The following is a 14,270-nucleotide window of genomic DNA, read 5'->3' on the forward strand; positions in this document are numbered from 1 at the left end:
GCACACCACAGCACCGCCGTTCAACGTCGCGCGTCCTCCACGGGGTTTCCCGACCGCAACCGACCCATCGGCAGAAGGGGGCGACGTGCGGGACGACTTCGACCGGTTCGTCACCGATCGCCTTGACCGGCTCTTGCGCTACGCCACGGCGCTGACCTGCGACAAGCACCTGGCGCAGGACATCGTCCAGGAGGTGCTGCTGCGGGCGTCGCGGCGGTGGGACCGGATCGGGGCGATGGACGCGCCCTACCTCTACCTCAAGCGCATGGTCACCAACGACTACCTGTCGTGGCGACGCCGCCGCGCCGCCCGCGAGGTGTCCACCTCGCACGCGGCGCTCGTCGCGGTCGGCCCGACCGTGGACGACCCGGCCGTGCGGCACGCCGAGCGGGACGCGATGCGCGCCCTGATCGCGACGCTGCCGCGCAGGCAGCGGGCCGCGATCGTGCTGCGCTACTACGAGGACAGCACCGACGCGGAGATCGCCGCGGTGCTGGGCTGCGCGGAGGGCACCGTGCGCAGCCACATCTCCCGCGCGCTGGGGAAGCTGCGGGTCGACCGGAACGCCCCGACGGAGGTGCTGCGATGACCGAGCAGGAAGCCCTCATCCGCGAGGCCGTCGCGGCCGAGGCCGACCAGGCCGTCGACCACCGCGAGGTGCTCGCCGGCCTGCGGACCGGGCGGGCGCGCCGACGACCGTTCGCGCTTATCGCGGTGGGCGCGCTGACCGCCGTCGCCGCGGTCGTCGCGGTGGCGGTCCCGCTGGTCGTCGACCGGAGCGCCCCGCCCGCCGGCGGCGGGCCCGCGCCCGTCGGGCGGACCGTGCTCCTGATGGGCCTCGACGACGGTCCCCGGCCGGACGCCGTGGTCGTGGCGCGGATCAGCCCCGGCGGGGCGGTCAGCGCCCTGTCGCTGCCCAGGGACACGTGGGTCGACATCCCGGGCGTCGGTCCGGGCAGGTTGAACTCCGCCTACTCGCGGGCGTACGAGGCGGCGGGGACCGCGGGGCAGGACGCCGACCAGGCGGGCGCGGAGGCGGTGGCGCGGACGGTCGCCCAGCTGACCGGCGTGCCCGTCGACCACCACGCGACCGTGCCGATGAGCGCCTTCGGCGAGCTGGCCGACGCCCTGGGCGGGGTCGAGGTGTGCCTGCGGGCCCCGGTGTCGGACCCGTTCTCCGGCGCCGACCTGCCCGCCGGTCGGACCACGCTGCGCGGCGAGCCCGCCCTGGCGTTCCTGCGCCAGCGGCACCAGCTGCCCCACGGCGACCTGGACCGCGTGCTGCGGCACCAGGCGTTCCTGACCGGCGCCCTGTCCCGGGTCGCCGCCCTCGCCGACGACCCCGCCGCGCTCGCCGACCTGGCGGCCGTCGTGCGGCGCACCGTGCGCACCGACCCCGGCTGGGACCCGCTGGAGGTGGCCGCCCTCCTCCGCCCGGCCGGCCCGACCAGGAGCGCGGTCATCCCCCTGGGCGACCAGATCGACACCGGGCAGGGCATGGCGCTCTCGGCGGACCCGGCGGCCGTGCGCGCGTTCGCCACGGGCCACCTGGCCGACCCGGACCCGAACACCCCGCCACCCCCCACCCCCACCGGCGACAACTGCGTGAACTAGCCCGAAGGGGGTGCGCCTCCCCGGCGCACCCCCTTCGGCCCCTTCACCACGTCCCCTCACCGCGACAGCTCCACCCAGTCACCCACGGCGTTCGCCCTGACCAGCGCCTCCCCCACCCGCGCCACCCGGACCGAGTGCCCGAGCGACACCAGCAACCCCCTCTCTCCCTTCTCCTCCCCCTCCCCCTCTCCTCCCCTCTGCCGCCCGACCGCGTCGGCGAAGGCCGCGACCTGGAGTTCGTACGCGTCCGCGGCGGGCACGACCTCCTCCCGCACCCCGTCGAGCGCCACGACGGTGATCAGGCCGTCCTCGTGGGGGGTGGTCCAGGCGTTGCGCACCGAGATCGACCCGCGCGTGCCCTGGAGCTCGTAGTGGGCGCGCGGCCCGTACTCCAGGCTGTAGTCGAGCACCGCCGAACGACCGCCACCGAAGTCGAGCACCGCCACCGCGCCCAGGTCGACCCCGCCTTTCCCCCCACTCCCTCCGCTCCCGCCGTTTCCCCTGCCCCCTGCACTCCCCCCACTCTCGTGGAACCGCGCCCAGACCCGTCGAGGCTCCTCCCCGAACGCCCACAACGGCACGTCGAACGCGTAGCAGCCGACGTCCCACGTGGCGCCGCCGCCGAGCGCGGGATCGAACCGGATGTTGCCCTCGACCGGGGTCGGGTACGCGAACGCCGCCCGCACCACCCTCAACCCCCCGATCGCGCGACCCTCCGCCAGCAGCTCCGCCACCCGCCTCTGCTGGGGGTGGAAGCGGTACATGTACGCCTCCATCACCACCAGTTCACCGGCAGCCCGAACGACCCGCAGGCAGTCCTCCTCGGACAACGCCATCGGCTTCTCGACCAGCACGTGCTTGCCGGCGTCCAACGCCCGCAACACCCACGGCACGTGCTCCGAATTGGGCAGGGCGACGTACACCGCGTCCACCTCCGGATCGAGGAGCAACGCCTCGTACCCGTCGTGGACCCGCGCCCCGAACCGACGCGCCACCTCACCCGCCGCCGCCAGTCGACCCGGCCGACCAGCCACCGCCGCCACCACGTTCCCCGGCACCCGCCCCACCGCCGGCAGCACCCGCCCGGCGATGTGCGAAGTAGCCCCCAACACTCCCCAGCGCACCGTCACCACACCTCACCTTAACCGCTTAACCAGCCCCCCACCCCGCCGTTCACCCCCCGCGAGTCGTACGTTCAGACCCACCGTGTCGTACGTTCAGACCGGGCGTGTCGTACGTTCAGACCGGGCGTGTCGAACGTTCAGGACCCCCGAGTTCTACGTTCAGGACCCCCGCCCACCCACGCGCGGCGGACCCCTCGCCGCGCGCTTCCAGGGCGATCAGCGAAACTTGACCTCATGAACGACGAGCCCGACGACCGGACCAGCTTCGCCGACCTCGGGTTGCGCCCCGAACTGCTCCGCGCCCTGACCGGCCTCGGTTACGAGGAGCCCACCCCCATCCAGCGCGAGGCCATCGGGCCGCTCACCGAGGGCCTCGACCTGCTCGGCCAGGCAGCGACCGGCACCGGCAAGACGGCCGCGTTCGCGCTGCCCGTGCTGGAGCGCATGGGTGGCGGCGGCCGAACCGAGCAGGCCCCGTTCGCCCTCGTCCTGGTGCCCACGCGCGAGCTGGCGGTGCAGGTCTCCGAGGCCATCCACCGGTACGGGCGCGAGTTGGGCGCGCGGGTGCTGCCGATCTACGGCGGTCAGCCGATCGGGCGACAGCTGCGGGTGCTGGAGCAGGGCGTCGACGTCGTGGTCGCGACGCCGGGCCGGGCCGTGGACCACCTCAACCGCGGCACGTTGAAGCTGGAGCAGCTGAAGGTCGTCGTGCTGGACGAGGCCGACGAGATGCTCGACATGGGGTTCGCCGAGGACCTGGACGCGATCCTGGCCGAGGCCCCGGTCGACCGGCAGACCGTGCTGTTCTCCGCGACGATGCCGTCGCACATCGACCGGCTGGCCCGGCGGCACCTCAAGGACCCGGTGCGCATCACCATCGGCCGCGAGCAGACCGAGCCCGGCGAGACCCCGCGGGTGCGGCAGAGCGCCTACATCGTGCCGCGTGCCCACAAGCCGGCCGCGCTGGGCCGGGTGCTCGACGTGGAGGCGCCGACCGCCGCGATCGTGTTCTGCCGCACGCGCGACGAGGTCGACCAGCTCACCGAGACCCTCAACGGCCGCGGCTACCGCGCGGAATCCCTGCACGGCGGCATCAGCCAGGAGCAGCGCGACCGCGTCATGGCGCGCCTGCGCAACGGCACCGCGGACCTGCTGGTGGCCACCGATGTGGCGGCCCGCGGCCTGGACGTGGAGCAGCTGACCCACGTGGTCAACTACAACGTGCCGTCCGCGCCGGAGTCGTACGTGCACCGCATCGGCCGGATCGGGCGGGCGGGGCGCGAGGGCGTGGCGATCACCCTCGCGGAGCCGCGCGAGCACGGGATGCTCAAGACCATCGAGCGGGTCACCAAGCAGCGGATCCAGGTCGAGAAGGTCCCCACCATCGCCGACCTGCGGACGCGGCGCCTGGAGCTGACCCGGGCCGCCCTGCACGAGAGCCTGCTGGAGGACGACCTGGAGGGGTTCCGGGTCGTGGTGGAGACGCTGGCCGACGAGTTCGACGTGATGGAGGTGGCGCTGGCGGCGGTCAAGCTGGCGCACGAGGCCAGTGGCGCGGCGGCGGACGAGGAGGAGATCCCCGAGTACGTGCCGCGGTCCGGTGAGCGGCGCGGGCGGGAGGTCGGTGGTGAGCGGCGGGAGCGCAAGCCGCGGCGGCCTTCGGCGGGGATGACGCGGCTGTTCGTGGGCGCGGGGCGCAGTGCGGGCATCCGGCCGCAGGACCTGGTGGGGGCGATCGCGGGTGAGGCGCGGCTCAACGGTCGCGACATCGGGGCCATCGAGATCGCCGACCGGTTCTCGCTGGTCGAGGTGCCGGAGGCGTCGGCGCAGCAGGTCATCGCGTCGCTGCGGGGGGCCACGATCAAGGGGCGCAAGGTGACCGTTCGCCGGGAGCGTGACGAACAGCGTTGACGGGCGGGACCGGCGCGCAGCGTTGACGAGCAGGGCTGGCGAGCGGGGCCGACGAGCAGCGTTGACGAGCAGCGTTGACGGTCGGTCCTGTCCGTCTGCTCCGGCGGTCGTCGGTGACGTTCGCCGGGCGGGTGGTTCGGGGTTCCTTCATGTTCTACCGAGTGGCGGGAGCGCTGTTTTCGTACATTTTCGGCGAAGGTTCACCCGATTGTGTTCGACGGTCGGTCGTGCGCCCTCTCGCCGAGGTCGACCCTAGTCCCCGGGGTGTGTTTTTCGGGTCAAGTCCGGAGACCCGCGAAATACCCCGGGGAAAGCCGGAACCACGTCACGTCGGCGGAATCGGGGGGTGCCGGAACACCGGGTCCAGGGCGACCCCCCGCCACGGGGCCCGGCGCGGCTCGGTCGGCGGGCCCCAGTGGTGGACGCCGCGCCAACCGGGGTCGCCGGTGGCGCAGAAGGACGCCCACGAGGCGAGCACGCGCCGGGACAGGGCGTGCTCGTCCGGACCCGCCGGCCCGCCGATGAGGAAGTCGGCCCCGCCCAGGTTGCCGAAGCAGAACGGCAGGTCCGCGTTGTGCCAGGCCGGTGGCCGGGTGAAGCGGGCCAGGCGGGCTCGCGGGTGGGTCTCGAACAACCGGTTGACCGGCTCGACGAACAGGAAGTCGCCCGCCAGCAGGGTGTGGGCGTCGGGCAGCCCGCGGTAGGCGTCCACCACGTGGTCGGGGATGCCCCAGTCGCGCCCGAACCGCGTCAGCCCGGCGTCGGTGCGCGCGACGCGGAAGCCGCCCAGCTCCGCGAACAGCCGGTACTCGACGTCGGTGTGGGCCAGCAGCAGGTCGACGTGCGGTGGCACGGTGGGCAGCCGGTCGGCGACGGGGCCGAACAGCACCGGGTCGTGGGACAGGGGTCCGGTGCGCTGGGCCGCGGCGAGCCGGGCGGCGGACAGCACGGTGGACTCCGGCGTGGTGGTGTCGACCCAGCGGGCGACGCCGCGCGCGAACCCCGCCCCGTAGACCCGGTGGGGCGGGCTGTGGGCGATCACCCGCCGCACGGGTTCGGCGGCGGCGAGGAACAGCGCCGAGGCCGCGCCGGCGGAGTGCCCGGCCACGGTGATGTCGTCGGGATCGCCGCCGAACGCGCCGATGTGGTCGCGCACCCACCGCAGGGCCGCCCGCTGGTCGAGCAGCCCCCGGTTCTCCGGCCGGCCGGGCACGTGCCCGAAGCCCTCGAACCCGATCCGGTAGTTGCAGGTCACCACGACCAGTCCGGCGCGGGCCAGTGCGGCGCCGTCGAAGTCGGGCTGCGCGGACGACCCGAACGTGTAAGCCCCGCCGTGCAGGAAGAACAGCACCGGTCGGGGGGACGGGGAGGGCGGCGGCGCCCAGACGTTGAGCGTGAGCACGTCCTCCTGGCCCGGCCGCCACAGGGGTGTGCCGGGCAGCAGCGCGGCCTGCGGGGCGATCGGGCCGAACTCCAGGCAGTCGACCGGCGGGCCGGACGCGGGCACGTCCACGGGCACGGGTTCGGCGAAGCGCCGCGGCCCGAACGGCGGCTCGGCGTACCGGATGCCGAGGAACGCCTCCACCGCCCGGTCGACCGACCGCCCCCGGAACCGCCCACGCCGCGTCATCGGCGTCTACCCTGCCACGGGTGGGTGATCCGCTGAACGACCGGGGGAACGCCGCCGAGGCGCTGGGTCTGGTGGCCGCCGCCGCGGGCCCGTACCTGGACGCGCTGCCCGACCTGCCGGTGCGCGACGCCTCGCGCGCCCACCTGCTCGACGACCTCGACGGGCCGCTGCCGGAGTCCGGCGAGGGCGCGCCGGCCGCGGTGGCGGAGCTGCTGCGCATCGGCACGGGCGCCGCCACGCACTCGTCCGGGCCGCGGTTCTTCCACTTCGTCGTGGGTGGCGCGACGCCAGCGGCGCAGGCCGCGGACTGGGTGACGTCGCTGCTGGACCAGGCCGGGGGCCTGTGGTTGGCCTCGCCGCTGGCGGCGCGGGCGGAGTCGGTGGTGCTGCGGTGGCTCAAGGAGCTGCTCGGCCTGCCGCCGGGGTACGGCGGGGTGCTCACGCCCAGCGCGACGTTCGCGAACCTCACCGGGTTGGCGTGCGCGCGGTGGTGGTGGGCGCGGCGGCACGGCGTGGACGTGACCGCGGACGGCCTGGTGGGCCTGCCCCGGATGCCGGTGTTCTCCAGCGGCTACGTGCACGCGAGCAGCCGCAAGGCCCTCCAGGTCCTGGGCCTGGGCCGGGACGCGGTGCGCACCCCGACGCGGGACGACGCGGGCCGCCTGGACACCGCCGCGCTGGACCGGCTGCTGGCCGACGAGGGGCCGGCGGTGCTGATCGGCAACGCGGGCGAGGTCAACGGCGGCGACCACGACCCGATCGACGAGATGGCCGACCTGGCCGCGCGGCACGGGGCGTGGCTGCACGTCGACGGCGCGTTCGGCCTGTTCGCCGCCGTGTCGCCGCGCACGGCGCACCTGGTGCGCGGGATCGACCGCGCCGACTCGCTGGCCGCCGACGGCCACAAGTGGCTCAACGTGCCCTACGAGAGCGGTGTCGCGTTCGTGCGGGACCCGGCGGTGCTGGGGCACGCGTTCGGCGGCTGGAACGCCCCGTACCTGCCGGACCCGGACGAGGAGTTCGTCAACTACAACAACCTGGGTCCGGAGTCGTCGCGCCGCGCCAGGGCGCTGCCGATCTGGGCGACGCTGCGCGCCTACGGCCGCGAGGGGCACCGGGCGATGGTGGAGCGGCACCACGACCTGGCGCTGCGGGTGGGCCGCCGCGTCGGGGAGTCGCCGGACCTGGAGCTGCTGGCGCCGGTCGCGGTGTTCGTCGTGTGCTTCCGCTTCCGCCCGCCGGGCGTGCCCGAGGGCGAGCTGGACGGGCTCAACCGCCGGTTGGGCGAGGAGCTGGTGGCCGACGGCCGCGTGTACGCGGGCACCACGGTGTACCGGGGCGTGGTCGCGCTGCGGCCGGCGATCGTGAACTGGCGGACCACCGAGGGGGACGTGGACCTGCTGGTGGAGGTGGTGCGGGAGATCGGGGCGCGGTTGCTCGCCGCCCGCGGGTCGGCCGGCACGTAGCATCGCGGTCGTGCGCAACGCGATCACCGACGTCCCCGGCGTGCTGGTCGGGCACGCGACGCGGGTGGGCGGCGGCGCGCTGACCGGGGTGACGGCGGTGCTGTTCCCGCCCGGCACGCGCGCCTCGGTGGACGTGCGCGGCGGCGGTCCGGCGACCCGGGACACGGCCGCGCTCGACCCCCGGCACGGTGGCCGCGAGGTGCCCGGGATCGTGCTGACCGGCGGCAGCGCCTACGGCCTGTCGGCCGCCGACGGGGCGGAGCGCGAGCTGGGCGGTGTCGTGCCGGCCGCGGCGCTGTTCGACCTGGGGCGCGGTGGCGACTTCGGGGCCCGGCCGGGGCCGGCGGAGGGCGCCGAGGCGGTGCGGAACGCGGGTCGCGGGGTCGCGCAGGGCAACGTGGGCGCGGGCGCGGGGGCGCTCAACGCCGCGCTGAAGGGCGGTGTGGGCACCGCGAGCGCCGAGCTGCCCGGCGGGGTCGTGGTGGGCGCGGTCGCCGCGCTCAACGCGGTGGGCCTGTCGGTGGACGTGACGACCGGGCTGCCGTTCGCCGCGCGCCTGGGCGGGCCGGGCGAGTTCCCGGGGCCGGGCGGCGACGACCTGGCGGCCGCCCGCGCCGCGGTCCTGGCCCGGGTGCCGGGCGGGCGGCCGTTCAACACCGTCATCGGCGTGGTCGTGACCAACGCCCGGACCGCGCCGTACCCGCTGGCCTCCGCCGCCCAGGACGGGCTGGCGCTGGCCGTGCGACCGGCCCACGGCCTCACCGACGGCGACACGGTCTTCGCCGCCGCCACCGGCACCCACGACGCCGACCCGCGGGCCGTGGCGGCCGCGGCGAGGGTGGTGTTCGCCCGCGCGCTCGTGCACGGGCTGCTCAGCGCGGAGTCGGTGACCACGCCGTGGGGCCGCCTCACCGCCTACCGCGAGCTGTACCCGCGCACCGCGGCCGACTACCGGGGGTTCTGACCTTGCACGCCATGCACTACGAGATCACCCTGCCCGCCGACTACGACATGGGCGTCATCCGGACGCGCGTGGCCACGCGCGGGTCCGCGACGGACGAGTTCCCCGGTCTGGGGCTCAAGGCGTACTGCGTGCGGGAACGCGGCGTCGACGGCTCGCCGGTGAACCAGTACTCGCCGTTCTACCTGTGGCGCACCGCCGAGGGCATGAACAGCTTCCTGTGGGGGCCGGGTTTCCGGGGCCTGAGCGCGGACTTCGGCCGCCCGGCGGTGCGGCACTGGGTCGGCCTGGCCTTCGCGCGCGGCCCGGCCGCCACCCCCACCGACGCCACCAAGCGCACCCGGGCCCTGCCCGCCGACGCGGACGCGGCCGAGGCGGTCCAGGCGGCCGTCGAGGACCTGGGGCGGGTCGAGGGCCACCCCGCGCTGCACAGCACCGCGGTGGCCGTCGACCCGGCGCGCTGGGAGCTGGTGCGCTTCAGCCTGTGGAGCGGGCCGCCGCCGGAGGAGGACGGCGCGATCCGCTACCGGGTGCCGCACCTGTCGAGCCCGGAGCTGGACGACCTCAGCGCGGGCCGCCACTGGTAGGCCGGGCGCGCAGCCGCTGCGGGTAGGGCACCGACAGGTAGGCGACCAGGTCGAGCACGCCGCCGCTGGTGCGGTCCAGTTCGCGGGCGAGCCCGAGGACGCCCCGGTCGACCCGGTCCATCAGCCACGCCAGCAGCACCACCACCACGTCGGCGAGCAGGCCCACCTGGGTGGGCATGTCCTCGCGCCGGCCCGCGGTGACGGCGCTGGCGAAGTCGGTCATGCCGCGCTGGGTCAGCTCCCGGGGCCCGGTCTCGATGGCGCGTTTCATCGAGTCGACCACCAGGGGCACCAGCGACGCCCACACCGGGCGCGGCGCGACCTCGCAGATGAGGCCGCCGCACAGGGCCGCGGTCCACAGCGCCTCCGGGTCGCCGGCCCGCACCGCGCCCACGGCCAGGTGCGGCAGCAGCTCCGCGCCGCGCTCCCACGCGCCGCCGGCGACCAGCTTCTCCACGGCGTGCCGGTAGTGGCCCAGCGCCTCGGCGTGCTCGCCCTGGGCGGTGAGCACGCCGCCGAGGTCGTCGTGGAACGAGGCGACGTCGGGGGCCGAGCCCAGCTGCTCGGCGCGGGCGAGGCCGGTCTCGGCGCGGTGCCGCGCGCCGGCGAGGTCGCCGCGCTCGCGGTGGCACGCGCCGAGCAGGCGCAGCGCGGTCAGCTCGCCGGGGCCGTCGTCCTCGGCGCGGAACAGCTCGACGGCCCGCTGTCCGGCCTCGACGGCGGCGTCCAGGTCGCCGGCGGCGCGCCGGCGGCGGCACTCGTCGAGCGTGAACGCCGCCTGCCGGGCCCGGTCGCCGAGCTCCCCGGCCAGGTCGTGGCCCTCGACGGCGAGCCGCAGGGCGGTCTCGGGGTCGTCGTCGCCGATGTCGTTGAGCACGGTGAGCGATTCCAGCAGACCGGCGCGCGAGCCCCGCGCCCGGTGCTCCTCCGCCGCGGTGAGCGCCACCTCCCTGGCCTCGTCCACCCGGTCCTCCCGCATCAGCAGCACCGCCATCCGCACCAGCACGTCCGCCCGGTCGCGGCACGCGTCGCCGAGGTCCACCCCGCGTTCGAAGTCGGCGAGGGCGGCGGCGCGCTCCCCGCGCCGCTCGGCCCGCGCCCCGGTCAGCACGTACCGGCCGGCGCGGCGCTCGTCGGCGCCCTCGGCCAGGCCGGACAGCACCGCGTCGACCTTGCCCACCAGCTCGTCGGCCCGCGCGTCGTCCTCCTCCAGCGCCAGTTCGGCCAGCAGCAGGTCGGCGTAGGCGGGGGTGTCGGTGGCGCCGCCGGACTCGACGGCGGTGCGCAGCGCGGCCAGCTCCCGGCGCAGCACGCGGGCCGCCGGGCCCTCGGTGTGCTCGCGCGCGGCGTCCGCGAGCAGCTCGCAGGCGGTCAGCGCGGCCTCGGCGTCGGTGGTGGACCGGTCGCGCCACTCGTCGAGCCTGCCGTTGACGGTCCCCGCGTACAGGTAGGACCGCTCGATGCCGCCGGGGGTGCCGGTGTTGACCACGGCGTGCGCGGCGGGCGCCTCCTCGGCGGTGAGCCGCCGCACGACGGTGCGGGCGAAGCCGGCGGCGAGGTTGGGCGGGATGGCCCACAGGGTGCCGATGTAGCCGCGGGCGCCGGCCCGGGTGAACTCGCGGCCCAGGTCGGTCCAGGAGCGGCACGAGTTGTTGAACACCACCGGCCGGTGCGGCAGGGTCAGCGGCAGGTCGTGGCCGGGCAGCTCCTCGTCGCCGAGCACGATGCCGTGGCCGGCGTCGTGGGTGTTGAAGAAGATCAGCTCGACGGGCAGGCGGGCGGTCAGCTCGCGCAGCGCGGCGATCGACGCGTCGGCCCCGGACAGCACGATCGAGTGGGTGTGGTGGCCGAGCGGGGCGGTGGTCCCGGGCAGGTCCCGGAACACGCCGGGGTCGAAGACCAGGCTGAACGCGCCGGGTTCGCGCGCCACGCCCGCCCGGTGCAGCTCGGTGAGCACGACCAGCGCCGGGTCGGCCACCACGTGCCCGATCGGCTTGCGCGCCCAGTTGGCCTCGCCGGTGCGCACGAACGGGTAGGGCAGGCCGGTGGTGAACGCGGTGAGCCTGCGGTCGCCGACCTCGGCGACCGCCTCGGCGGGCACCTGCGCGGTCACCACGGCCTCGACCGCCGCGTACGGGTCGTGCCCGCCGGTGGACAGGTAGCGCCACAGCGCCTCGACGAACCCGATGCCCTTGACCGCGTCGCCGATGGCGCCGGCCGCGGCGGTGACGCGGTCCTGCTCCTCGGCGACGACCCGGGTCACCTCGGTCAGGTCGGGGCGCGGGGTGACCACGAGGCGGGCGCCGCGGTGGTGGGCGTAGAGGGCGGCGACCAGGTCGTCGGCGTCGCCGGTGCGCTCGACCAGCACGGCCTCGTCGCCGTCGGCCGGGTTGTGCGCGGCGAACGGCACGGGTGGCGCGCCGTCGACCACGCGCAGCGCCGCCCCGGCGCGCAGGGCGGTGAACAGGGCGGCGACGGGGTCGGCGTCGGGGGCGACGTCCAGCACGTGCCCGGGTTCGCCGCCGCGCAGCAGCGCCCACGCCCGGGCGGTGAGGTCGGCCAGGGCGGTGGGGTCGGCGGGGTCGGTGTGCGGCAGGTGGACGTGCTCGGGCAGGTCGAACGGGAGCCCGCCGGGGTGGTGCGGGTCGGTCAGCAGGACCGCGCGGCGCACGCCCGTCCCGGCCAGCAGGTCCGCCACCAGCTCGTCGCGGCGCGCGGCGCCGCCCTCCCCCGGCCGGAGCACGACGACCGGCGCGAGCCCGGGTCCCGGCAGGCACGAGAGCACCACGGCCGCCTCGACGGCCTGGTCCGGGCGGCACACCACGGCGGTGTCGCCCACGTCGAACACCGGGTCGCTGGTGACCGCGACGGTCAGCTCCGACTCGCCCTCGGGCAGCCACACGCAGACGCCGTCGTCCTCCAGCGCGCACGGCTCGGAGCCGGACACCAGCAGCCGCACGGAGCCGGGCAGGTCGAACGCCACCCCGTCGTCGGTCCGGGTGCCGGGCGCGTCGACCGCGAGGCTCCAGCGGGCGGGCGCGGGCAGGTCGAAGCGCTGCCGCAGCACCGCGCGCACGTGCCCGTCGCGGGTCTCGTCGACCAGCAGGTCCCGGGTGCCGCCGTGCAGGCCGGACAGCTGCTCGGTCGCGTCCACCGGGGGTTTGCGGTGCACGTCGAGCAGGACGGCGCGCAGCAGTCCCGCCTCGAAGCGGAACCGGATTCCGTGCGGGGCACCGAGGTCCACTGGCTCACGACCCTTGCGAAGCGAACGGCGAGGTCCACCGGAACAGGAGGTGGCGGGCAGAAACTACGCCACGGACGGGCCCGATCGTGGGAAAACCGGCGGTTGGCGGCGGTGGGCGCGCCGTGTCCGCCCGGCCTGGTCACGCACCGGGTCGATCACACCCCGGACCGATCACACCCCGGACCGGTCACGCTCCGGACCGGCACGCGGCAGGACCCCACGCGCCTGGCCTAGCACCCCGGCTCGTTCACGCACCGGGTCCGTCCACCCCAGACCCCTCGACCCGTGCCGCGGGCGTCAGCGGCGCGCGGCCGTCCGCGGCGCGCACCTGGTCGCGCCCGCGGCGCTTGGCCTCGTACAGCGCCGCGTCGGCGGCCGCCAGCAGGCCGTCGGGGGTGTCCTCGTCGACCTCCGGCCACAGCGCGACCCCGATGCTGACGGTCGGACCGGCCACCGCGCCGCCGTCGCCGCCGTCGCCCGCGTCGACCCGCACCCGGTGCACCTCGACGCGCATCCGCTCCGCCACGGCGAGCGCCTCGGCGCGCCGCACCCCGGGCAGCAGCACGGCGAACTCCTCGCCGCCGTAGCGGCCCACCGCGTCGCCGCGGCGCACGGCGCCCTCCAGCGCGCCCGCGATGCGACGCAGCACCCGGTCGCCGGTCGGGTGGCCGTGGGTGTCGTTGATCTTCTTGAAGTGGTCGACGTCGACCATGAGCACGGCGAGCCCCCCGGTGGGCCGGCGGCGGGCGCGCCGCAGCTCCAGGGCGGCCCGGCGGCGCCACTCCCCGGCGTTGAGCAGGCCGGTCTTGGTGTCGGTGCGGGCGGCCGGCTCCAGCTGGTGGATCAGCACGGTGCGGTGCAGGGCCGCGGCGGCGGCGACCATGGGCGGCGCGAACGCGGGCGACCACGCCACGGCCGGCGCCACGAACACGCCCAGGGCGAGCTGCCCGGCCTCCAGGAGGTTGTCGGAGGCGCTGCCGACGGCGTCGCGGACCGACCGGTCACGGGCTGTCAGCAGGATCACGGTGGCGACCAGGACGGTGTTGACCAGCCAGTGGGCCGCGCCCGCGCCGACCAGGCCGGCCAGGTCGGGCAGGTCGTGGGGCCGCCCGGCCAGCAGGCGCCCGCGCAGGCCGGTGGCGTTCGCGACGGCGCTCGCGGCGAGCGCGGCCAGCACCATCATCGAGGTGGTGAACACGGACCGGTGCGGCGGGCGGGAGGCGTCCCAGCGGCCGACGAACCACCACCGGTGCAGGTAGATCAGCACGACGTGGGCGACGACCAGGACCGGCGGCAGGACCAGGGCGCCGGCCAGGAGCCAGATGCTGCACAGGTCGACGTGCGGCGGGTGGCCGTGGTCGCGGCCGACGCGCTCGACCAGGCGGGAGCAGTGCAGGTACAGCGCGGCGCAGGCGGCGAGGACGGCGAACGCGGTCCACGCCCCGGCGGGCACCGGCCGCGGCGCGGTGGCGGCGGTGACGGCGGTGACGGCGGCGACGAGCACCGCGGCGAGGTCGACCGCCAGCACGTGGACCAGGGCGGGGCGCGGCAGCGACCACAGCGCCCAGCACCGATCGCCCGACGACGGCGAACGTAATCTGCCCATGGTTCCCGCGACCGTCCCCCCGGACCGATGCAGACCGGCCTCGACCCCAGCGGCGGGCCGGGCGGGGTGTCAGCCGCTGCGGGGGTGACGCGGGTCCGGGGAGGACGACCGAACAGTTCTCCGGCGC

Annotated in this window: 10 protein-coding genes; 6 read left to right on the forward strand and 4 right to left on the reverse strand. The window is 76.1% G+C overall.

Features of this window, described 5'->3' with window-relative positions; genetic code table 11:
• Window positions 1-85 precede the first annotated feature (85 nt).
• Both Q5530_RS01115 and Q5530_RS01120 read left to right on the forward strand, forming a co-directional pair.
• A complete protein-coding gene (locus tag Q5530_RS01115; RefSeq protein ID WP_415360062.1) occupies window positions 86-589 on the forward strand; it encodes a SigE family RNA polymerase sigma factor in 504 nt (167 codons plus the stop codon).
• On the forward strand, window positions 586-1,614 hold the full coding sequence (locus Q5530_RS01120; RefSeq protein ID WP_415360063.1) for an LCP family protein: 1,029 nt from the start codon (window positions 586-588) through the stop codon (window positions 1,612-1,614). Before Q5530_RS01115 ends, Q5530_RS01120 begins: the two co-directional genes overlap by 4 nt.
• A gap of 56 nt (window positions 1,615-1,670) precedes the next feature.
• Here Q5530_RS01120 and Q5530_RS01125 read toward each other — a convergent pair whose 3' ends face one another.
• On the reverse strand, window positions 1,671-2,738 hold the full coding sequence (locus tag Q5530_RS01125) for a Gfo/Idh/MocA family protein (RefSeq protein ID WP_415360065.1): 1,068 nt from the start codon (window positions 2,736-2,738) through the stop codon (window positions 1,671-1,673).
• Between the two features lie 234 nt (window positions 2,739-2,972).
• Between Q5530_RS01125 and Q5530_RS01130 the strand changes: the two genes are divergently transcribed.
• Window positions 2,973-4,649, forward strand: coding sequence for a DEAD/DEAH box helicase (locus Q5530_RS01130; RefSeq protein WP_380637262.1), 1,677 nt, complete (start codon window positions 2,973-2,975; stop codon window positions 4,647-4,649).
• Between the two features lie 325 nt (window positions 4,650-4,974).
• Here Q5530_RS01130 and Q5530_RS01135 read toward each other — a convergent pair whose 3' ends face one another.
• On the reverse strand, window positions 4,975-6,279 hold the full coding sequence (locus Q5530_RS01135) for a carboxylesterase family protein (protein WP_415360066.1): 1,305 nt from the start codon (window positions 6,277-6,279) through the stop codon (window positions 4,975-4,977).
• 20 nt (window positions 6,280-6,299) lie between these two features.
• Here Q5530_RS01135 and Q5530_RS01140 point away from each other — a divergent pair, with 20 nt between their 5' ends.
• Genes Q5530_RS01140 through Q5530_RS01150 form a run of 3 tightly spaced genes read left to right on the forward strand, consistent with a single transcriptional unit; the run spans window position 6,300 to window position 9,293 of the window.
• Complete coding sequence (locus tag Q5530_RS01140; RefSeq protein WP_415360067.1) at window positions 6,300-7,745, forward strand: pyridoxal phosphate-dependent decarboxylase family protein; 1,446 nt, start codon at window positions 6,300-6,302, stop codon at window positions 7,743-7,745.
• 10 nt (window positions 7,746-7,755) lie between these two features.
• Window positions 7,756-8,709: a P1 family peptidase gene (locus tag Q5530_RS01145; RefSeq protein WP_415360068.1), complete on the forward strand. Its 954-nt coding sequence runs from the start codon at window positions 7,756-7,758 to the stop codon at window positions 8,707-8,709.
• A gap of 11 nt (window positions 8,710-8,720) precedes the next feature.
• Complete coding sequence (locus Q5530_RS01150; RefSeq protein ID WP_415360070.1) at window positions 8,721-9,293, forward strand: DUF4865 family protein; 573 nt, start codon at window positions 8,721-8,723, stop codon at window positions 9,291-9,293.
• On the opposite strand, the gene Q5530_RS01155 is transcribed toward Q5530_RS01150, so the two are convergent.
• Window positions 9,271-12,537 carry a tetratricopeptide repeat protein gene (locus tag Q5530_RS01155; RefSeq protein WP_415360072.1) on the reverse strand — a complete coding sequence of 1,089 codons (3,267 nt, stop codon included), beginning with the start codon at window positions 12,535-12,537 and terminating at the stop codon, window positions 9,271-9,273. The two genes, Q5530_RS01150 and Q5530_RS01155, sit on opposite strands and share 23 nt — an antisense overlap.
• Window positions 12,538-12,784: 247 nt before the next feature.
• On the reverse strand, window positions 12,785-14,143 hold the full coding sequence (locus Q5530_RS01160; RefSeq protein ID WP_415360074.1) for a diguanylate cyclase: 1,359 nt from the start codon (window positions 14,141-14,143) through the stop codon (window positions 12,785-12,787).
• Window positions 14,144-14,270 lie beyond the last annotated feature (127 nt).

This window comes from Saccharothrix sp. BKS2 (assembly GCF_047689505.1).
In the GTDB taxonomy this organism is placed as follows: Bacteria; Actinomycetota; Actinomycetes; order Mycobacteriales; family Pseudonocardiaceae; genus Actinosynnema; species Actinosynnema lopnurensis.

Bases quoted from the DNA above. Each gene is read 5' to 3' on its own strand.
- Q5530_RS01150 (WP_415360070.1), top strand. From the start codon at position 8,721: ATGCACTACGAGATCACCCTGCCCGCCGACTACGACATGGGCGTCATC.
- Q5530_RS01120 (WP_415360063.1), top strand. From the start codon at position 586: ATGACCGAGCAGGAAGCCCTCATCCGCGAGGCCGTCGCGGCCGAGGCC.
- Q5530_RS01130 (WP_380637262.1), top strand. From the start codon at position 2,973: ATGAACGACGAGCCCGACGACCGGACCAGCTTCGCCGACCTCGGGTTG.
- Q5530_RS01160 (WP_415360074.1), bottom strand. From the start codon at position 14,143: ATGGGCAGATTACGTTCGCCGTCGTCGGGCGATCGGTGCTGGGCGCTG.
- Q5530_RS01135 (WP_415360066.1), bottom strand. From the start codon at position 6,279: ATGACGCGGCGTGGGCGGTTCCGGGGGCGGTCGGTCGACCGGGCGGTG.